General features: G+C 64.4%; 23 protein-coding genes. 5 read left to right on the top strand and 18 right to left on the bottom strand.

What is annotated here, in order from left to right; all coding sequences use genetic code 11:
• Window positions 1–4: 4 nt before the first annotated feature.
• The 6 genes from mshL to D580_RS0105720 all read right to left on the bottom strand — a co-directional run bounded on the left by mshL (window position 5) and on the right by D580_RS0105720 (window position 5,795).
• Window positions 5–1,672 carry a pilus (MSHA type) biogenesis protein MshL gene (gene mshL, locus D580_RS0105745; RefSeq protein ID WP_018953476.1) on the bottom strand — a complete coding sequence of 556 codons (1,668 nt, stop codon included), beginning with the start codon at window positions 1,670–1,672 and terminating at the stop codon, window positions 5–7.
• Complete coding sequence (locus D580_RS15830) at window positions 1,669–2,091, bottom strand: hypothetical protein (RefSeq protein ID WP_155999737.1); 423 nt, start codon at window positions 2,089–2,091, stop codon at window positions 1,669–1,671. Before D580_RS15830 ends, mshL begins: the two co-directional genes overlap by 4 nt.
• Window positions 2,084–2,746 carry a hypothetical protein gene (locus tag D580_RS0105735; protein WP_018953474.1) on the bottom strand — a complete coding sequence of 221 codons (663 nt, stop codon included), beginning with the start codon at window positions 2,744–2,746 and terminating at the stop codon, window positions 2,084–2,086. Before D580_RS0105735 ends, D580_RS15830 begins: the two co-directional genes overlap by 8 nt.
• On the bottom strand, window positions 2,743–3,393 hold the full coding sequence (locus D580_RS0105730) for a PilN domain-containing protein (protein WP_018953473.1): 651 nt from the start codon (window positions 3,391–3,393) through the stop codon (window positions 2,743–2,745). Before D580_RS0105730 ends, D580_RS0105735 begins: the two co-directional genes overlap by 4 nt.
• On the bottom strand, window positions 3,390–4,382 hold the full coding sequence (pilM, locus tag D580_RS0105725) for a pilus assembly protein PilM (RefSeq protein WP_018953472.1): 993 nt from the start codon (window positions 4,380–4,382) through the stop codon (window positions 3,390–3,392). Before pilM ends, D580_RS0105730 begins: the two co-directional genes overlap by 4 nt.
• A gap of 447 nt (window positions 4,383–4,829) precedes the next feature.
• Window positions 4,830–5,795 carry a dihydroorotate dehydrogenase gene (locus D580_RS0105720; protein WP_018953471.1) on the bottom strand — a complete coding sequence of 322 codons (966 nt, stop codon included), beginning with the start codon at window positions 5,793–5,795 and terminating at the stop codon, window positions 4,830–4,832.
• Here D580_RS0105720 and D580_RS0105715 point away from each other — a divergent pair.
• Window positions 5,794–6,267: a tRNA (cytidine(34)-2'-O)-methyltransferase gene (locus tag D580_RS0105715; protein ID WP_018953470.1), complete on the top strand. Its 474-nt coding sequence runs from the start codon at window positions 5,794–5,796 to the stop codon at window positions 6,265–6,267. The genes D580_RS0105720 and D580_RS0105715 overlap by 2 nt on opposite strands.
• 63 nt (window positions 6,268–6,330) lie before the next feature.
• Here the strand turns inward: D580_RS0105715 and D580_RS0105710 are convergent, their stop codons facing one another.
• From D580_RS0105710 to D580_RS0105685, 6 genes are all read right to left on the bottom strand, one after another.
• Window positions 6,331–7,332 carry an NAD(P)H-dependent glycerol-3-phosphate dehydrogenase gene (locus tag D580_RS0105710; protein ID WP_026289746.1) on the bottom strand — a complete coding sequence of 334 codons (1,002 nt, stop codon included), beginning with the start codon at window positions 7,330–7,332 and terminating at the stop codon, window positions 6,331–6,333.
• A gap of 13 nt (window positions 7,333–7,345) precedes the next feature.
• Window positions 7,346–7,852, bottom strand: a complete 507-nt coding sequence (gene secB, locus D580_RS0105705; protein ID WP_018953468.1) for a protein-export chaperone SecB — start codon at window positions 7,850–7,852, stop codon at window positions 7,346–7,348.
• 224 nt (window positions 7,853–8,076) lie between these two features.
• Window positions 8,077–8,517 (bottom strand): thioredoxin TrxC, encoded by a 441-nt coding sequence (gene trxC / locus D580_RS0105700; protein ID WP_018953467.1) that lies wholly within the window; start codon window positions 8,515–8,517, stop codon window positions 8,077–8,079.
• 10 nt (window positions 8,518–8,527) lie between these two features.
• Entirely contained in the window at window positions 8,528–8,794 is a 267-nt protein-coding gene (gene grxC, locus D580_RS0105695) for a glutaredoxin 3 (RefSeq protein ID WP_026289745.1), read from the bottom strand.
• A gap of 11 nt (window positions 8,795–8,805) precedes the next feature.
• The gene (locus D580_RS0105690; protein WP_018953465.1) at window positions 8,806–9,231 is read right to left on the bottom strand and encodes a rhodanese-like domain-containing protein; all 426 of its coding nucleotides are present in this window, start codon (window positions 9,229–9,231) and stop codon (window positions 8,806–8,808) included.
• 36 nt (window positions 9,232–9,267) lie between these two features.
• Window positions 9,268–9,588, bottom strand: a complete 321-nt coding sequence (locus D580_RS0105685; RefSeq protein ID WP_012639815.1) for an ArsR/SmtB family transcription factor — start codon at window positions 9,586–9,588, stop codon at window positions 9,268–9,270.
• A 115-nt stretch (window positions 9,589–9,703) separates the two neighbouring features.
• Between D580_RS0105685 and D580_RS16960 the strand changes: the two genes are divergently transcribed.
• From D580_RS16960 to D580_RS0105665, 4 genes are all read left to right on the top strand, one after another.
• Entirely contained in the window at window positions 9,704–10,891 is a 1,188-nt protein-coding gene (locus D580_RS16960; protein WP_018953463.1) for a murein hydrolase activator EnvC family protein, read from the top strand.
• A 169-nt stretch (window positions 10,892–11,060) separates the two neighbouring features.
• A complete protein-coding gene (locus D580_RS0105675; protein WP_018953462.1) occupies window positions 11,061–12,359 on the top strand; it encodes a S41 family peptidase in 1,299 nt (432 codons plus the stop codon).
• Window positions 12,359–13,198: a divergent polysaccharide deacetylase family protein gene (locus tag D580_RS0105670; RefSeq protein WP_018953461.1), complete on the top strand. Its 840-nt coding sequence runs from the start codon at window positions 12,359–12,361 to the stop codon at window positions 13,196–13,198. The genes D580_RS0105675 and D580_RS0105670 overlap by 1 nt, the downstream gene beginning before the upstream one ends.
• Window positions 13,138–13,692, top strand: a complete 555-nt coding sequence (locus tag D580_RS0105665; RefSeq protein ID WP_018953460.1) for a DJ-1 family glyoxalase III — start codon at window positions 13,138–13,140, stop codon at window positions 13,690–13,692. Before D580_RS0105670 ends, D580_RS0105665 begins: the two co-directional genes overlap by 61 nt.
• A gap of 190 nt (window positions 13,693–13,882) precedes the next feature.
• On the opposite strand, the gene purT is transcribed toward D580_RS0105665, so the two are convergent.
• The 6 genes from purT to D580_RS16530 all read right to left on the bottom strand — a co-directional run bounded on the left by purT (window position 13,883) and on the right by D580_RS16530 (window position 18,545).
• On the bottom strand, window positions 13,883–15,088 hold the full coding sequence (purT, locus tag D580_RS0105660) for a formate-dependent phosphoribosylglycinamide formyltransferase (RefSeq protein ID WP_018953459.1): 1,206 nt from the start codon (window positions 15,086–15,088) through the stop codon (window positions 13,883–13,885).
• 278 nt (window positions 15,089–15,366) lie between these two features.
• Entirely contained in the window at window positions 15,367–15,678 is a 312-nt protein-coding gene (locus tag D580_RS0105655) for a hypothetical protein (RefSeq protein ID WP_018953458.1), read from the bottom strand.
• A 155-nt stretch (window positions 15,679–15,833) separates the two neighbouring features.
• Entirely contained in the window at window positions 15,834–16,106 is a 273-nt protein-coding gene (locus tag D580_RS0105650) for a hypothetical protein (protein ID WP_012639822.1), read from the bottom strand.
• A gap of 541 nt (window positions 16,107–16,647) precedes the next feature.
• Entirely contained in the window at window positions 16,648–17,901 is a 1,254-nt protein-coding gene (locus D580_RS16095) for a DNA sulfur modification protein DndB (RefSeq protein WP_081617245.1), read from the bottom strand.
• 31 nt (window positions 17,902–17,932) lie between these two features.
• Complete coding sequence (locus tag D580_RS17065; protein WP_081617244.1) at window positions 17,933–18,265, bottom strand: GIY-YIG nuclease family protein; 333 nt, start codon at window positions 18,263–18,265, stop codon at window positions 17,933–17,935.
• A 4-nt stretch (window positions 18,266–18,269) separates the two neighbouring features.
• On the bottom strand, window positions 18,270–18,545 hold the full coding sequence (locus D580_RS16530; protein WP_155999735.1) for a hypothetical protein: 276 nt from the start codon (window positions 18,543–18,545) through the stop codon (window positions 18,270–18,272).
• Window positions 18,546–18,555 lie beyond the last annotated feature (10 nt).

The raw sequence follows: 18,555 nt of genomic DNA, 5'->3' as shown, positions 1-18,555 counted from the left end.
GGTCTTACTCCATCCTCATCAGTTCACGCATGCGTTCCGAGCCCCGGGCCTGGTCCCAGGCACTGTCCCGGTCCACCACCACGGGGCGCAACAGGATCACCAGCTCAGTCTTGCGGCTGCTGCGCTGGGTGTGACGGAACAGGTTGCCCACCACCGGAATCCGGCCCAGCACCGGCGTGTTCGCCTGGCGGTCCCGGGAGGTCTCGGTCATCAGGCCGCCGATCACCACGATCTGACCGCTGCGGGCGCGCACGATGCTGTCGGACTCGCGCACTGTGGACAGGGCCAGGGGCACCGACTGGGTGTCGCCCCCCAGGCTCAGGTTCTTGGACTGCTCGGTCACCTCGCTCACCGTGGGATGGATGTGCAGGATCACGTCACCCTCGCGGCTGATCTGCGGGGTCACATCCAGGGCGATACCGGAGAAGAACGGTGTCAGGGTCACGTTGGGCGAGGTGGTCGCCGCCGTGCCGACGACGGTGGTGGAGGAGATGTCGGTGACGAAGAACTCGTCCGCGCCCACCTTGATCACCGCCTTCTGGTTGTTCACCGTGGAGACCCGCGGGCTCGAGAGCACCTGCACCTCGCCCTGGGTCTCCAGCAGTTCGATGAAGGCCGTGAAGTCGCCCACCCGGGCGGCCACTGAGAATACCCCGCCAAACGCGGAGGTCAGTGCGTTGTTCACCGGGTCCAGGTTGTTGGGGTCCAGGTTGCCGGTCTGGCCGGCAATATCGGAGCGCCCGGTCTCGCCGAAGATGGTGCCGCCGCCGGTCTGGCCGAACAGCAGTTCACTGTCGCTGCGCGGGCGGCCCAGGGCAGCCCAGTTGATGCCCGCCTGGAAGCCGTCGGAGAGCACCACCTCGACGATCTTGGCCTCCAGGATCACCTGCCGGTTCATGTTGCCCTGCACGTCGGCGAGATAGGCCTCCACCTCGCGCAGTTCCGAGGGCAGGCCGCGCACCACCACCAGGTTGGACTGGGGCGTGACCACCACGCTGCGGCCCTCGCCGTCGCCCACGATGGAGCGCAGGGCGAAGTCGAGCTCGTTCCAGAAGTCCGAAGCGGTCTCGGTGCGCACCCGGGTACCAAAGGCCTCGGCGCTGCCGCGGGCGCCGCCCACCAGGCCGTCCTGCAGTCCGTCCCGGTCGCGGCGGGTCTCGCCGGAGCTGACCCGGGTCTGGGACTCGCCGTCCCTTCGCAGGTTGAGATAGTTCACGTGGAAGATGCGCGCCTGAAGTCGGGCGGGCATCACCAGGTAGCCGGTACGGTGGCGCTCATATTCAAAGCCGTAGACCTGGCGCACCACGTCCATGACCTCGGGGATGGTGACACCGGACAGGGTCAGGCTGATCTGCCCCTCCACCGAGGGATGCACCACCATGTTGTAGGGGCTGTCCTTGACCAGGCCCATGAAGAACGCGCGGGCCGACACGTCCGTGACATCGATGTCAAAACGCGGTTCCGCCGGGGCCCGGGTCTCGGGCAGGGCGAGCGGTGGCAGCAGGGCCTCGGTCACCTCCGGCGGTGGTATCACCGGAGCCGGCGCGGGCGGGGGTGCCTCGGCCCGGGTCTCCGGAGCCGGCGACTGGGCGGGGTTGCTGGCGCACCCGCCGAGCCCGAGACCGCCGAGCAGCAGGACCAGCAGGAAGAGGGTGTTCGGCCTGGTGATCATTGACTTGCCTCTGTGGATGTCGTTTCCAGGTAATCGTATTCGCGGGCCTGGGCAGGCCGGGTGACCTTGGGCACGGCCAGGGCCAGGCTGAACTCGCCCCGGGCGTCGCGCAGGCGCACCCGGGCCTGTTCGATGCCCAGTACCCGCGCGCCGCCGATCTGATCCCCCTCCACCACCACGCGCCCATTAATCACCGCGCTGCGGCGTTCCTCCGAGACCCGGGTGGACTGCAGGGTGTAATTGCGCGCCGGCGGCTGGGGTGCCGCACGCACCGGCTCCACCGCCACCGGCGGCCGCGTCGGATCCCGCACCGTCTCAGCCCAGAGATTCGCTGAAGCGAGCGCCAGGCACACGCCAATCAACAGCAGCCGCATTCCCTTGCCACTCGCCACCAGCCACTTGCCACTGCATTCAAACACCGATCCAGCCCTCCTCCAGACTCAGGGTGAACACCCGGATGCGGAACCGCCCCGGGGCTGCCTCTTCGCTGTCGATGCGCAGGGATTCCCAGAACAAGCCCCAGGGCAGTGCCTCCACGGTGCGCAGGTAGGCCAGCAGGGCCAGGTAATCCCCCTGAAGCTCCATGACCAGGCCATGGCGGTAGACCGGCGGCAGTCCCTCGCCCACGGCCAGGGACTCCACCCGCGTGGCGGGCTCGCTGCGCATGCCCAGCAGGCTCAGGCCCTCGCTGCCCCTGATCAGGTCTTCCAGCAGCCCCGGCATGCGCCGGGGAGAGACGAAGGTCAGGGTGCGGGCGAGCAGGGCCTCGTCCAGCGCCGACACCTCGCCGCGCAGGACCTCCAGCTGTGCGCGCAACCGGGCATTGGGGTCTTCCGCCGCCTGGGCATTCAGGGCCTCCAGGCGGCTCATCAGCGTCTGTTGCTGGGTGGTCAGGCGTTCCAGCCGCTGGGTCTCCGCGACGGTCGACCGCTGGATCGGACCGAGCCACAGGGCATCCGCCGCCAGCACGGTGACCACCACCGCCACGCCCAGGAGCAGCAACCGCTCGCGCAGGGCCAGGCCGTTGATGCGCGCGGCCAGCTGGGCGACCGGGCCCTGGGCCTTGTTGCTCATCGGCCCTCCTCCCCGCGCAGGCAGTCCTCGCCCCGCAGCCGTGTGCCATCTGCACCGATGCAGGGGGTGACCAGGGTGAAGCTGTGTGTACGGGCGCCCTCGGGGCGCTGCAGGCTGAAGGTGTCGAAGGTGGTGCCCACGAACACCGGTTCCTCGGCCAGGGCCTGCAGGTAGCGCGGTAGCAGTTCCGCACGCAGGGTGTTCCCGGACAGGGAAATCACGCTGCCGCCCCGGGAGAGATGGATGTGCTGCAGCCACAGGCCCTCGGGATGACGTCGACCCAGACCTTCCAGCTGCGCCGAAAACCCGGCCGTGTTGCCCAGGGATTCATCGGAGATGCGTTCCAGCAGGGCGCGCTTACCATCGCGCTCCCGTTCCAGGCGTTCCACCTGCCGGGCCAGGGCATCACTGGCACCCCTCGCCGCGAGCGTCGCGGCCACCCGTTCCACCTGGGCACCCAGGGCGGCCACCTCCGCCTCCAGGGCATCGGCCCGGGCACGCATCTGATCCAGGCGCCACTGCTGCCAGAGTCCGAACAGCAGCAGGATCACCAGGGCCAGCAGAAACGCGATCCCCAGCTGACGCGCCGAGAAACGTTCCCGGGGTCCCAGCAGGGCCGGACCGTAGAGATTGATCTCCTGCCTCACCGGGCCACCTCCGCACGCGCTGCCTCGGTCTGAGTACCCTTTTCGGGCCTGACACGGGTGGGCTCATTCAGTACCCCGCCCAGGGCCAGCAGGGCATGGGCGTCCAGCGCCGCCTGACCGGCGATCCCGGGAAACAGTCCTGCCACGTCCAGTACGCCTGCAGGCAGACCCACCCCCTCGCCCACGCCGGCGGCGAGGGCGGCCATCTCCTCGCCCGGGGGCATGATGATGAGACGCTTCACCGGCGCCGCGCCGAAGTGGCTGTCGTAATAATCCATGGTGCGCTGCAGCTCCAGGGCCACCCGGTCATAGGGCCCGCCGAAGCCACCGCCCCCTTCCCGGGCGGCACTGATCACGGCCTCGCTGCCGTACTCCAGCACCCGGGTGAGGTAGAGACTGTCGGCGCGGGTGATCTGAACCATGCCTCGATGGGGCATGAGAAATAGGCTGGCCACGGTCTCATTGCCCTGGGTCTGGCGTTCGGCCAGGTTGCGCAGGGCCAGCTCCGCCACGTCGATCTTCCAGGGGGCAAGCCCCGCGGATTCGGCCAGCGCCACCTGGGCGCGCAGGGCCTCGGCCCGCGCCACCACCACATTGATCATGGGTGTGCGTCCCCGCTGAGCGTGCGCGGGCAGCTCAAAGACGTCGGTGATGGCTTCGTCCAGGGGGAAATCGATCAGGTCGCGCACCCGCCAACGCACCGCGGCGGCCAGTTCACCGGCCTCCACCGCGGGACGCTCCATCTGCATGAGGCTGTAGCTGCCCGGCTCCAGGGTGATGACGGCAGGCGCACGACGCAGACCCTGCTGCTCCACCCATCGGGTGAGCAGGGCAGCGGCCTCGGCGCGGCTGGCGACAGGGGTGCTTTCGGTGTGCAGCTGCCCGTCGGTGGAGAGGGCTGCCAGGGCGAGGTGTCCGTCGCCCAGACACAGGGAGACGGTCTTGTTCGCGCGACCCCATCCTGGCAACAGTCTGTGCAGGCCCATCATGGCACCATCAACCGACTCAAAACTGAATTTGAGAAGTAATTCACAGAATAATCGGGCGAGCCCGCTCCCTTTGGTTCTTATAACACCTGAGGTTTGCAGACTAACTTCCTGCTGTCAATAAAAAAGTTGGGGCTTCGATGCTGACGGTGAAACCTCTGGGGTCACCGTACTGGCCTGGCAGGATGCGGCCGATTCCAGGTCTCCGTCTGACGCGGACAGTGCATCCCATCATCACGATGCCTGCGGCCTCCCGGCCAGTCCGGTCCCAGCGTCTTCCGGGACAAGCGTCGTCGGAGCTTGGCCTTCAGGCCGACAGCCATGGCTCGGTCAGACGCCGCAAGTCGGGCTGAAGCCCGACCTACAAGCATGCGGAATCGGCGGGCGCGAGTACGCCCCGCGGCGGGGATGTCTCAGAGGCGGCAGAAGACCTGCGGCAGGAAATCCGGTTCAGCCGCAGGCGCGGGGGGTGTTCAGGGTGAGGCTGCCGGTGAGCTGGCCCACGCTGGCCAGACCATGGCGATCCAGATAGTCCCGGATGCCCTGGTTGATCTTCTTGCAGATCAGCGGGTCGTAGAACAGCGCCGTGCCGACGCCCACGGCGCTGGCGCCGGCGATGAGGAATTCCAGGGCGTCGCTGGGCGAGGTCACGCCGCCCTGTCCGATGATGGGCACGCCGTGGGGGCGCGCCACCTGGTAGACCTGGTGCACCTTGAGCAGCGCGATGGGTTTGATGGCCGGCCCGGACAGGCCGCCCTGGTTGTTGCCGATCACCGCCTCCCGGGACTCGGCGTCGATGGCCATGCCCATGAGGGTGTTGATCACGGCGAAGGCGTCGGTGCCCGCCTCGATGCAGCGCCGGGCGTTCTCGGCGATGTCGGTCTGGTTGGGGGAGAGCTTGGTGATGAGCGGCTTCTGCGTCACCTGGCGGCAGGCCGCCACCACCCGGGCGGACATGTCCGGGTCGTTGCCAAAAGCCACGCCGCCCTCCTTCACGTTGGGGCAGGAGATGTTGATCTCGATGGCGTCCACCGGCGAGTCGTCGAAGCGCCGGGTCACCGCGATGTATTCCTCGATGGTGGAGCCGGAGACGTTGGCGATGAAGCGGGTCTCGTCGAAATCCAGGGTGGGCAGGATCTCGTCCACCACCTTGTCCACGCCGGGGTTCTGCAGGCCGATGGCGTTGAGCATGCCCATGGGGGTCTCGTACACCCGGTGGGGCAGGTTGCCCAGGCGCGCCTGGCCGGTGGTGCCCTTCAAGCACACGGCGCCCACGTCACGGTTGGAGAAACCAGCGACCCGGGTATACTCCTCGCCGAATCCCACGCACCCGGAGAGCAGCACCAGGGGCGTGGCGAAATCCATACCGCAGAAGTCGATGGCCAGCGGGTCGCGCCGGGAATGCTCAGCCGTCATGTTTCACGTGGTCCTCTATCAACCGGAGATCGCCCCCAACACGGGCAACATCATGCGCCTGTGCGCCAACACGGGTTGCCGCCTGCACCTGATCCACCCCCTGGGCTTCAGCCTAGATGAGGCGAAACTCAAACGCGCGGGGCTGGATTATCGGGACATGGCGCAGGTGGCAGAGTATGACAGCCTCGCGGCCTTCGCGTCAGCCGTGGCGCCCGAGCGCATGTTCGCCCTGACCACCCGGGCCAGCCTGCCCCACTCGGCTCCTGCCTTCCGGCCCGGCGACGCCTTCCTGTTCGGCCCCGAGACCCGCGGCCTGCCTGCGGAGATCCTGGATGGCCTGCCCGAAGACCGCCGCCTGCGCATCCCCATGGCGCCCGGCAGCCGCAGCCTCAACCTCTCCAATGCGGCGGCGGTGATGGTGTATGAGGCGTGGCGGCAGTGCGGCTTTGCCGCACTGAAGTTGGAAGTGTAAATTGGGAAGTGCGAAGTTAAAGGCCTTTACTTCCCACTTCCAAATTCCCACTTCTTACTTCAACTAAAACTCCGGCTTCTGATCCCTGCCCAGCAGCTCCCCCACCGCCTCGATGGCCGAGCGGCCCACGTACAGCACCCGGTGCACCTGGTGGCAGATGGGCATGTCCACGCCCAGTTCGGCGGCCTTGGAGACCGCCATGCGGGCGGTGCGCGCGCCCTCCACCGCCTGGCCGATGGCGGCCAGCGCCGCGTCCAGGGACTCGCCCCGGCCCAGGGCCAGGCCGAGGCGTCGGTTGCGCGACTGGTCGTCGGTGCAGGTGAGCACCAGGTCGCCGAGGCCGGACAGGCCCATGAGGGTCTCGCGGCGGGCGCCGGCGGCATCCCCCAGGCGCATCAGTTCGGCCAGGCCCCGGGTGATCAGCGCCGCCCGGGCGTTGGCGCCGAAGCCCAGGCCGTCGGAGATGCCGGCGGCGATGGCCAGCACGTTCTTGAAGGCCCCGCCCAGCTGCACACCCAGCACATCGTCGCTCAGGTAGACCCGCATGCGCTCGCCATGAAACCACTCGGCCACCCGCTCGGCCACGCCGGGGGTGGTGGAGGCCACGGTGAGCGCCGTGGGCAGGCCCCGGGCCACTTCCCTGGCGAAGCTGGGTCCGGAGATCACGGCGCAGGGAAAGTTGAACCCCAGCTCCTCGGCCACCACCTGGTGCAGCCACTGGCCGCTGTGTTCCTCCAGGCCCTTTGTGGCCCAGACCAGCACCCGGGCGTCGTCCCGGTAGGGGGCCAGTTTCTGCAGCATCTCCCGGAAGGCCTGGCTGGGCACCCCCACCAGCCAGCAAGTGGTCTCGCGCAGCGCCGCTTCCAGATCCGCGGTGGGTTCCAGCCCCGGGGGGAACGGCGCGTCGGGCAGGTAACGGGTATTGCAATTTGCCTCGGCCATGGCGGCCATGGCCTCGGGGTCACGGCCCCAGAGACGCACCCGGTGGCCCTGGCGGGCCAGGTGGATGGCCAGGGCAGTGCCCCAGGAGCCGGCGCCCAGCACTGCGACGGGTGGCTGGCTCATGGAGGCGCGGACCTCAGTGACTCGCGCCGGCGGGCGCGGATTCTTCCCCTGCCTTGCCGGCATGATTCTGCGCAAGCTGCTGGGCGTAGAGGGCGTCGAAGTTCACCGGCGCCAGCAGCATCTGGGGGAAGCCGGCCTTGCTCACCAGGTCGGTGACGGCCTCGCGGGCGAAGGGGAACAAGGTGGTCGGGCAGTAGGCCGCCAGCAGGTGACCCATCTGCTCCTTGGGAAAGCCCCGGGCCAGGAACACGCCCGCCTGCTTGACCTCCACCAGGTAGGCCACCTCACCGCCGGACTTGGTGGTCACGGTCAGGGTCAGTTCCACCTCGAACAGGCCCTGGTCGTCCAGGGGACGGGCCAGGCTGTTCAACTGCACGTTGGTCTCGGGCTTCCACTCACCGGTGAACACCTGGGGAGAACGGGGGCACTCCAGGGAGACGTCCTTGAGGTAGAACTTCTGCAGGGCGAATTCGGTCTTGGGCTGTTCGGTGGCGGCGCCGGGCTGCTGGCTGTCGGACATGATGACTCCGGAAGATGGCTTGATATGAAGGCGGGACAGGCCGCACATGATAGGCGGCTGCGCGGGGGCCGGCAAACTTCATGGGCACCCGTGAAAAGCGAACCGCGAAGGGCGCGAAGGTCTGCGCCAAGGACGCCAGGGGCTACTTGATCAGGCATTCCTTCGCGAACCTTCGCGCAGACCTTGGCGTTCCTTGGCGGTTCGCTTTTGCGATTACGAGCGTTTCAGCCCCGCAGCGCCCCGCGCGCCCAGGCCACGATGGATCGGGCGTCCATGGCGCCGCTGGTGCGGGCCACTTCCCGGCCCTGGTGGAACAGGATCAGGGTGGGGATGCCGCGGATGCCGAAGCGGGCGGCGGGATCGGGGTAGGCCTGGGTGTCGAGCTTGGCCACGCGCATGGCCGGCTCCAGTTCCCGGCAGGCCTGGGCATAGGCCGGCGCCATCATCTTACAGGGGCCGCACCAGGGGGCCCAGAAGTCCACCAGCACGGGGATGTGGCTGCGGGAGATCTGGCGCTCCAGGCCGGCGGCGTCCAGTTCCGCGGGATGACCGTCGAACAGGGCCTGGTGGCAGCGGCCGCAGCGGGCCTCCCGGGCGGGCTTATCCGTCGGCAGGCGGTTGACGCCGCCGCAATGGGGACAGACGACGTGGGGTGCCTCGCTCATGGTGCCTCGCTCAGGTCAGGCCCAGCATGGGGTCCAGGCGCCCGGCCCGGTCCAGGGCGGCCATGTCGTCGTAGCCGCCCACGTGGAATTCGCCGATGAAGATCTGCGGTACCGAGGTGCGCCCGCTGCGCTGCTCCATCACCGCGCGCTGACCGGGCTCCCGGTCCACGCGGATCTCCTCGAAGGCCACGCCCTTGTCGGAGAGCATGCGCCGCGCCCACATGCAGTAGGGGCAGAAACCGCTGGTGTAGATGACGACGGCGGGGGTCTCGGCCATGGCGCGCTCCATCACTTCTTGCTCACGGGCATGTTGTTGGCCTGCCAGGCCATCATGCCGCCGTGCAGGTTGACCACCTTCTCGAACCCGTTGCTGGTGAGGATGTCGCAGGCCTGGGCGGAGCGGTTGCCGCTGCGGCAGTAGACCACCACGGACTTGTCCTTGTACTTGGACAGCTCGTTGAGGCGGTCTTTCAGCTCTTTCAGAGGGATGTGCTTGGCGCCCTTGATGCGCCCGGAACGCACCTCGGCGTTCTCGCGCACGTCCAGGATCAGGCTGCCTTCCTCGTTCATGGCGCGCACCGCCTGGGCCGGCGGCAGATTCTGATAACGGCGCGAGAGGCGCTTGGTCTCGGTGAACACAATCATGCCCATGATGGCGAGCAGGGCGATGATCAGGATGGGGTTATTGCGGGAAAACTCCAGGATCTGTTCCATGAGGGACAGTCGGCTCCGAGCAGTCGGGTGGGTGGATCAGGCGGACCGGCAGAAGACTTCCTGCATCATGCCGATCAGGCGCAGTGTACGCGCGTCGCCCACCCGGTAGTAGACCCGGTTGGCGTCCTTGCGGGAGGCCAGGATACCCTTGTCACGCAGGATGGCCAGGTGCTGGGAGATGTTGCTCTGGGAGGTGCCCACATTGTCGACGATCTCCTGGACACTGACCTCGCGGTCGCCGAGGATGCACAGGATCTTGAGACGCAGGGGATGGGACATGGCCTTGAGTGACCGGGAAGCACGCTCGATATCTTCTTCCTGGGTCATCAGTTCGGGATGGATCGCGCTAGCATTCATGGGTATGGGAGGCCTCGATCATGGCGCCCGCGCTGAAATATCACGGGCAACTCTGTGCAATATAATAAAGAACTGATTAAGTTATATGCCAACCCCGTAAAATTCAACATTTCCCGTGCGCCTAACCGCCCTCCTGACCGCACTCGCCCTGTCCCTGCTGCTGGCCCTACCCACCGCCTTGGCCGCCGACGAGCGCGCCGACGCCACCCGCCGCCTGGAGCAGGTGCAGAAGGAGATGTCCGCCCTGCGCCAGCGCATGGAGGCCGCCCGGGGCGAGCAAGGCCGGGCGGAGGCCGCCCTGCGGCAAAGCGATCAGGAGATCGCCCGGGTGGACCAGGCCCTGGCCCGGGTGGAACGGGACATGGCCGGCGCCGAGAGTCGGCTCAAGGACCTGGAGGCGGAACACGCCCGGGAGCGTGAACGGCTGGCCACCCAGCTGGAGCAGCTTTCCCGCCAGCTGCGCGCCGCCTACCTCACCGGACGCCAGGACCGTCTGCGCCTGCTGCTCAACCAGGAAGACCCCGCCGTGGTGGGCCGCCTGCTGGTCTACTACCAGCATTTCAACGAGGCCCGGGGCGAACGCATCGTTGCCGCCCGGGCGGACCTGGAGCGCCTGGCGCGTCTGAGCGACGAGGTCCGGGCCTCCCGGGAGGCCCTGGCCGCGGACCGGGCCCGGCGCCAGGCGCTGCGCGATGAGCTCGAACAGGGCCGCGCCGAGCGCCGTCGCCTGCTGGCGAGGCTCGAAGCCGAGATGGCCGCCGCCGGCAGCAGCCTGCGACGGCTGGAGGAGGATGAGAAGGAACTCGAACAGCTGCTGCGCTCCCTGGACAACGCCCTGCGCGACATCCCCGCCTACAGCGCCCTGGACGAACCCTTCGCCGGGCGCCGGGGCAAGCTGCCCTGGCCCACCGCCGGCAGGCTCAATGCCCGCTTCGGCAGCCCCCGCAGCGGCCAGGCAGGACTGACCTGGCGCGGCGTCATCATCGACGCCGCGCCAGGCGACCCGGTGCACGCCATCCACCACGGCCGGGTGGTGTTCGCCGACTGGATGCGTGGCTACGGCCTGCTCACCATCATCGACCACGGCGGCGGCTACATGACCCTCTACGGCCACAACCAGAGCCTCTACCGCGCCCCGGGCGACTGGGTGCAGGCCGGCGAACTGATCGCCCGGGTGGGCGATGGCCCCTCCGCCGACACCCGCGGGCTCTACTTCGAGATCCGCCACCAGGGCAAGCCGCTGAACCCTGACCGCTGGTGCGACTCTAAGGTACTAATCGCCGGTCCTTCCTCCCGGCGCTGACCGCCAAGCCACCACTGCTCCCCCGCCCGATCGCCGCCCGGCTCCAATGAGCTGACCGGCGGTCACCGGCCCGGGCCGGTGCGATAGGCGGGTCAGATCGGGGGTGTTATGATCGGAGTCAACGGGGCCGCCCGGAGAGGTGCGGCCCAACGCCGTGGAGAATTGCCGTATGAAACCGACCACCCGGATCAGCGCTGGGGTTCTGACGGGCATCCTGCTGGGTTTCGCGCTCAGCCTGTCCTTCGGGGTCTTCGCCAACAAGCAGGAAAACGAGGCCATCCCCCTTGAGGACTTGCGCGCCTTCACCGACGTCTACATGCGCATCAAGCGCAACTACGTGGATTACGTGGACGACACCACCCTGCTGGAGAACGCCATCCGCGGCATGCTCTCCGGCCTCGATCCCCACTCCAGCTACCTGACCCCCAGGGACTTCCAGGACCTGCAGATCGGCACCAGCGGCGAGTTCGGTGGCCTGGGTCTCGAGGTGGGCATGGAGGACGGCTTCGTCAAGGTGATCGCCCCCATCGACGACACCCCGGCGAGCCGCGCCGGCGTGCGCGCCGGTGATCTGATCATCCGTCTGGACGACCGGCCGGTGAAGGGCATGACCCTCAATGAGGCGGTCAACATGATGCGCGGCCCCAAGGGCACCGACATCACCCTGACCATCATGCGCGAGGGCGCCGAACAGCCCATCCGCATCACCCTCACCCGCGACACCATCCGGGTGCGCAGCGTGCGCAGCGAGATGCTGGAGCCCGGCTTCGCCTACGTGCGCATCAGCAACTTCCAGTCCCGCACCGCCCAGAACCTGGTGGAGGAGATCAACAAGCTGCAGCGCGAGGGCAACGGCCTGCGCGGCCTGATCCTGGACCTGCGCAACAACCCGGGCGGCGTGCTCAACGGCGCCGTGGGTGTCTCCGATGCCTTCCTGGAAGACGGCCTGATCGTCTATACCGAGGGCCGCACCGCCGACGCCCAGTTCCGCTACCAGGCCTCCCCCGGCGACGTGCTCAAGGGCGCGCCCATGGTGGTACTGGTCAACGAGGGCTCCGCCTCCGCCTCCGAGATCGTCGCCGGCGCCCTGCAGGACCACCAGCGCGCCGTGATCATGGGCACCCGCACCTTCGGCAAGGGCTCGGTGCAGACCATCCTGCCGCTGCGTCAGGACACCGCGCTCAAGCTCACCACCGCCCGCTACTACACCCCCGAGGGCCGCTCCATACAGGCCGAGGGCATCGAGCCTGACATCAAGCTCGAGCGCCTGCAGGTCAGCGCCGCGGAGACCGACGGCTCCCGCCCGGTGACCGAGGCCTCCCTGCAGCGTCACCTGCAGCGCCAGCGCGCCACCGAGGAGGCCGGCGAGCAGCCCGTCGACAACGGCTCCCTGGCCCAGCGCGACTACCAGCTCTACGAGGCCCTCAACCTGCTCAAGGGGCTGACCATTCTCCAGGCCCGCCGCTGATGCGGCGGGGTTCGCGGCGGCTTCAGCCGCTCTGGCTGGCGATCCTGCTCCCGGGCCTGTGGCTCTGGACAGGCGCCAGCCAGGCCCTGGAGCCGCCGCGACCTTTCATCGCCATCATCATCGACGACCTGGGCAACCAGCTCGGTCCCGATCGTCGCACTCTGGCCCTGCCCGGCCCCGTCACCGTGGCCATCCTTCCCCACACCCCCTTCGCCCGCCGCCTCGCGGAAGAGGCCGACCATGTGGGCAAGGAAGTGATGTTGCACCTGCCCATGCAAGCCACTCATCCTTTCCCCCTCGGCCCGGGTGCCATCACCGTGGACATGGAACGCGAGGCGCTGCGGGAAACCTTCCTGGCGGCACTGGCCTCCGTGCCCCACGTGCGGGGCGTGAACAACCACATGGGCAGCCTGCTCACCCGGCACATCGGCTACATGGACTGGTTCATGGCGGAACTGGCGACGCAAAACGGCCTGTATTTCGTCGACAGCCGGACCACGGCCCTGAGCGTGGCCCAACGGGTGGCCCTGCACCACGGTCTGCCCGCCACCCGTCGCGACGTATTCCTCGACACCCTCCCGGACAACGAGGAATTCGTCGAGGCCCAGATGGATCAGCTCATCAGCCTGGCCCAGCGGCGCGGTCACGCCCTGGCCATCGGCCACCCCTACGGCGCCACCCTGGATGTGTTGGAACGCAGACTCGCTACACTCCATGAAGCGGGTATCGAACTGGTGCCCGTGAGCGAATACCTGACACGGAAGGAGGCGATCCCCCTATGGCAAGCATCCTTATCCCCCTCGCCAACGGCTGCGAGGAGCTCGAAGCCGTCACCCTGATCGACCTGTTCCGCCGCGCCGGCTTCAACGTGGTCACCGCCGGCCTGGAACCGGGCCCGGTACGCTGCTCCCGCGGCACCACGATCCTGCCCGATCAAACCCTCGACGAGGCCAGGGACGGCCGCTACGACCTCATGGTTCTGCCCGGCGGCCTGCCCGGCGCCGACCACCTCAATGCCGACCCGCGCATCCACGCCCTGCTGAAGAAACTGGCCGCCGAGGGCCGCTACGTGGGCGCCATCTGCGCCGCCCCCAAGGTGCTGGCGAACGCCGGACTGCTCAAGGGCAAGCAGGCCACCGCCTACCCCGGCGTGCTGGAGGCCATGGACCTGGGATCGGACACGAAGCTCACCGCCGCCGCCGTGCAGCGCGACGGCAACGTCATCACCTCCAAGGGCCCCGGCACGGCCATGGACTTCGCCCTGGACCTGATCGAACTGCTCGCCGGCCCGGACAAACGCCGCCAGGTGGAAGAGCCGCTGCAACGGCCCTGAACTATTGAAATTTGGTCCGCGAATGAACGCAAATGGACGCGAATTAACCCTTTAGCATGAACAAAACCGCTGAGGGGGCGAGGATGATTCAGGCATCCAGCGAACCTTGGCGTCCGCGACGTTAGTGTTACGTTCCTGTTTTTGAGTCCCTTATTCGCGTCCTTTTGCGTTCATTTGCGGACCCGGATCTTCAGTTATCCAGAACCACCCTGACCCGCCCCGCAGCCTCCCGGGCACGGGCGCGGCAATCCTCGATGTCATCCCCGTGGGCCACAGCCACCCCCATGCGGCGGCGTTCGAAGGCCTCCGGCTTGCCGAACAGACGCAAATCCGTGCCCGGCACGGCGAGCGCCTGGTCCACGCCCTCGAAGGCCACGCCCTGCGCCTCCACGCCGCCGTAGATCACCGCGCTGGCGCCGGGATTGCGCAGGCGCGTGTCCACTGGAAGCCCCAGGATCGCCCGGGCGTGCAACTCGAACTCGCTCTGCCACTGGGTGGCCAGGGTCACCAGGCCCGTGTCATGGGGCCGGGGGCTCACCTCGCTGAACCAGACCTCGTCGCCGCGCACGAAGAACTCCACCCCGAACAGCCCCTGCCCGCCCAGGGCGCCGGTCACCGCCGCCGCCATCTCCCGGGCCTTGTCCAGGGCTGTCTCGCTCATGGGCTGGGGCTGCCAGCTCTCCACGTAGTCGCCCTTCACCTGGCGGTGGCCCACCGGGGCGCAGAAATCGGTGCGTATGTTGCCGTCCCCGCCCCTGGATCGTACCGTCAGCAGGGTGATCTCGAAGTCGAATTCCACCACCGCCTCGACGATCACCCGCCCCTGGTCCACCCGACCGGCGGAGCGGGCGTAGTCCCAGGCCTTGGCCAGTTCCGAGGCGTCCGCCACCAGGGACTGTCCCTTGCCCGAGGAGGACATCACCGGCTTGATGATGCAGGGGTAGCCGATGCCGCCGTCGATGGCGGCGGTCAGCGATTCCAGGGAGTCGGCAAAGGCATAGCGGGAGGTCTGAAGCCCCAGCTCCTCGGCGGCCAGGCGCCGGATGCCCTCCCGGTTCATGGTCAGCTGGGTGGCCCGGGCCGTGGGGATCACCCGGGCGATCCCCTCCGCCTCGATGCGCGCCAGTTCATCGGTGGCGATGGCCTCGATCTCCGGCACGATCAGATCCGGCTTCTCCCGGAGCACCAGTTCCCGCAGGGCGCTGGCATCGGTCATGGGGATCACGTGGGCCCGGTGGGCCACCTGGTGCCCCGGGGCGTTCTCATAGCGATCCACAGCGATCACCTCCACCCCCAGCCGCTGCAGGGCGATGATCACTTCCTTGCCCAGTTCCCCGGCACCTAGCAGCATCACACGGGTGGCGGAAGGCGAGAGGGGGGTACCGATACGGGTCATGGCGGGTCTCCGGGCTGGTGGCATCACTGGCGGGCCAGTATAGCCGGTGGGCCGTTGTAGGGGTCCGCGAATGAACGCAAATGAGCGCGAATGAATTATCGATAACCGGAACCTAAACGTCCCGGAGGTAAGCCAGCGGAAAAGACCTGCTTGTTTAGTTGGGTCGTGCTGTTCTGGCCTTATTCGCGTCCATTTGCGTTCATTTGCGGACCCTTAAAAACGCCCACAAAAAAGCCGGGCACCAGGCCCGGCTTCTTCGACTGCCATGAGGCAGACCCTCAGGCGGCGGCGCTCACCTGGTTGCTGCGCAGCAGGGGACGCTGACCGCTCTGCACGGCGCGACGGATGAAGTCGGCACGGCCGGCCTCACGGGCGTTCACGGCCGCGGCGCACTGGGAGTCCACATAGGCGGCGGCGGAGAGCAGCACTTCCAGCTCTTCCAGGTCCACCTTGGGGATGGTCAGATCAGCGGCCTGGGGATTCAGCTTGCGGCCGAACTCCCAGAACATCCGGGGGTTCCACATCTTCTGCATCACGCGGGGGCTCTGAAACAGCTCCACGCAGCGGGTGTTCAGTTCTTTCTGATCCATGTTTCTACTCTCCGCCATGACGGCACGGTTTTGACCGCCGGGCAAATTACCCCAGAACGGGCAGGCGTACAACCGAGCGTCTTAGTCGGATATTGGTCTGTACGGACAGACTTTGTTGGGATCGCTTCCCCGAAGCAGGTTAACGCGAAATCAGACTACCGATCCTCGTGCAAACGTCCTTCAACGTACTTGTGAAGGATGCTCGCAACGAGGGTCTGGTAGGGAATGCCTTCCGCCAACGCCTTCTTCTGCAACGCCCGCAAATCCTTGGAGGAAAGCCGGATATTGATCCGCGCATCCTTCTTGAACATCGCTTCCGCGTATTTCTGATGCCGTGCCTGAATTTCAGCTGCATTAGTCGGGCGCTTGAGTTTCCCTGCCTCAAACGCCTCCAGGAGTTCACGTTCGTCTTGGTCCAACTTGCTCATCACCGACCTCAGGTCAATGCGCTGTGTTGATGACTCTTGGAATCCCCATCCGGGCCATCAGGCCCCTGGTGGATCAGAATAACCCCTCCGTGCTGGATGGCGTGATAGAGGCATCATCGATTCTGGGTCATGACGACACCATTTGGGCCAAAAGCGGGTGGCAGATTAGATGCAATGACTGGACGGATCGCCGAACACGGTGCCATGTTGGCCTTGGTGAGCCATTTTGCCCCCAGAAATTGCCCTCAAAGCAGTAATCGCAGCCCCAAAGCAAGGCTTTGGCTCTATATATCAATATGTTGCCATGCTCCGACCACGTTCTAGCCTGATCATCGAGGATCAGAAGCACGTGGCGACGTAGATACATTTGGGACGCGGCTCTGCTGACTAGCTACGCACAGAACCTCATAGGCACCAGAAGAGCGCCATTATCGATCCATGAAATGGCGCTCTACGTGTGAACCCCAACCCGAAGGAAAGGCGTTCACACAATATACCAATGGTTATCGTGGTCTGACCTCCATATCCGTCAACAACATAATCATGCTATGGGCTTAGGTAAATCTTTTCCTTCATTACCTGGATGACCACGGTATTGATCGCGCAATACCTCTAACTCTTTAGGAAATGTCTTCTGACCTAGATAATACGCGATAAATCTTGCAGCAAATTTAGCTGACTGCTTACCTGTTACCACTTTATCACCGGACATCAAAACACCTTGCCATAAAGGTGCATCTGATCTCCAATCTACCAGGTTTATTCTTTCTGTTACTTCATTCCAAGATAGACGCGAGCCATCGTTTTCCTCACTCCTTAGTCTAAGCACAGCGTCCACTAGAGCGAGTTGTGCTATCGGCTTGCCAAGTACAAAATCTCGCCGAATTTCTCTGCGCTTGTCATCACCATTCTCAGATGGATCATGAAGTGCATTCTCGAACAGACTTACTTTTTGACACAGCGTTTCCCAGTGCTCACGAACAACCTGTCTGTATAAATTCTGATCCGCGGGAGAAGGAAGTGTCGTTCTGTCAACCTTTCCAAAGGTGTCCTCAAGGATAAGACCAGTCGCCTCATACAAAGTGGAAAGGGTAGTAAAGTAAGGGGATGAGGCATTGAGTGTATTAGAGTCATAGTTTACAAGCCGCTCATGAATGACTTTATCCGCCACTTCCTCACGCGTTATTATCGCAACGATATCATCATCAGCCGTGATAAGATTGTCAGATTTTGAAGTCGCCTTAGCATACCTATTCACTTTATTGAATATCTTTCTTGCCTTCCTTGGATCATGCTTGAGCAAGATCACCGTGCAAAGATCACTTGCAACCTCCATATTAGGACTAAGACCGGGTATATCCTTTCCTTTCTCATCTTTTCCTGATATCGCGAACTTAATCGCGGCAAGTCTATGTTGCCCATCTAAGGGAACTAATACCTCATCACCTTGAAAGTAGAGAAATCCGAAAGCACTACCTGCTCGCTGATATAGCGCTGGCAATTTGCTTATTATGTTATCAATGGGCTCGAATTCGACATTATCTCCATTGTAAATATCAACAATAAACGCGCCAAAGAATCGATCCTCATCGTGCGCAAGATATGGCGCTATGTGCTTTTTAACACGCCCATAATTTACTTCGCGCTGAAATCTCTCTTCAATCGACATATCATCCCAATCTTCCAATTCCTTAGGTATGATTAGACGATCAGCAAGCTCTTTCGCACGCATAGTCACTAAATAATACTCTGTCGTACCAAACTTCCCTTTCATAGCAGGTATTGCGGTTGCCATTTTGACTCCTTAAAAATGGGACAATGCTAAGCTATTTACTTTGATACCTTATTTTATTTGTTATCGGCTGAAATCTTCTGATATAAAACTTTTCGTATACTTGTATCTGTTCTTTGTGGTCGATCATTTTTACCACGAACCGGATTTCGCCTGGTTTAGCGGCGAGCCATTGCTTTAGAAGATCATTATGACAATTCGCCCAATGCTGTTTTAATCTTTCTGTCAGAACCTGATCTTCCGCTTTCCCTATATATATGCAACGCCCTCGATACCAAAAACCATAGATACCATAGCCGTGGTACTCAGGCCTTTCTATTTCACTTAATCTAAATGGCCGAGAGGCGTTTCTAGGGTCGCAAGACATATTGCTACTCTTCTACAATATATCCCGCCATTTTTTCAGCCGACTCCTTTCTTACCCAAATCTCAAGCCCATGCAGTTTATTATTATTCATCAACCTAAGCTCTTCTAATCGATCTGACAAAGAACGCGCGGATATATATATAAAATAGTCTCGCTTACTTCTGCTCTCTATGACATCTACCACTGCTTGGTAGCCGCGCTTTGTATACATAACGTATGGCTCAGATGTAATTATTATTCTCTTCGGCTCGATATCGATTTTAAGCTGATTCTTATCCATAAATTTGTTG

Source organism: Thioalkalivibrio sulfidiphilus, assembly GCF_000377945.1.
GTDB classification, from domain to species: domain Bacteria; phylum Pseudomonadota; class Gammaproteobacteria; order Ectothiorhodospirales; family Ectothiorhodospiraceae; genus Thioalkalivibrio_A; species Thioalkalivibrio_A sulfidiphilus_A.
This window is presented reverse-complemented; position numbering and strand designations above follow the sequence as displayed.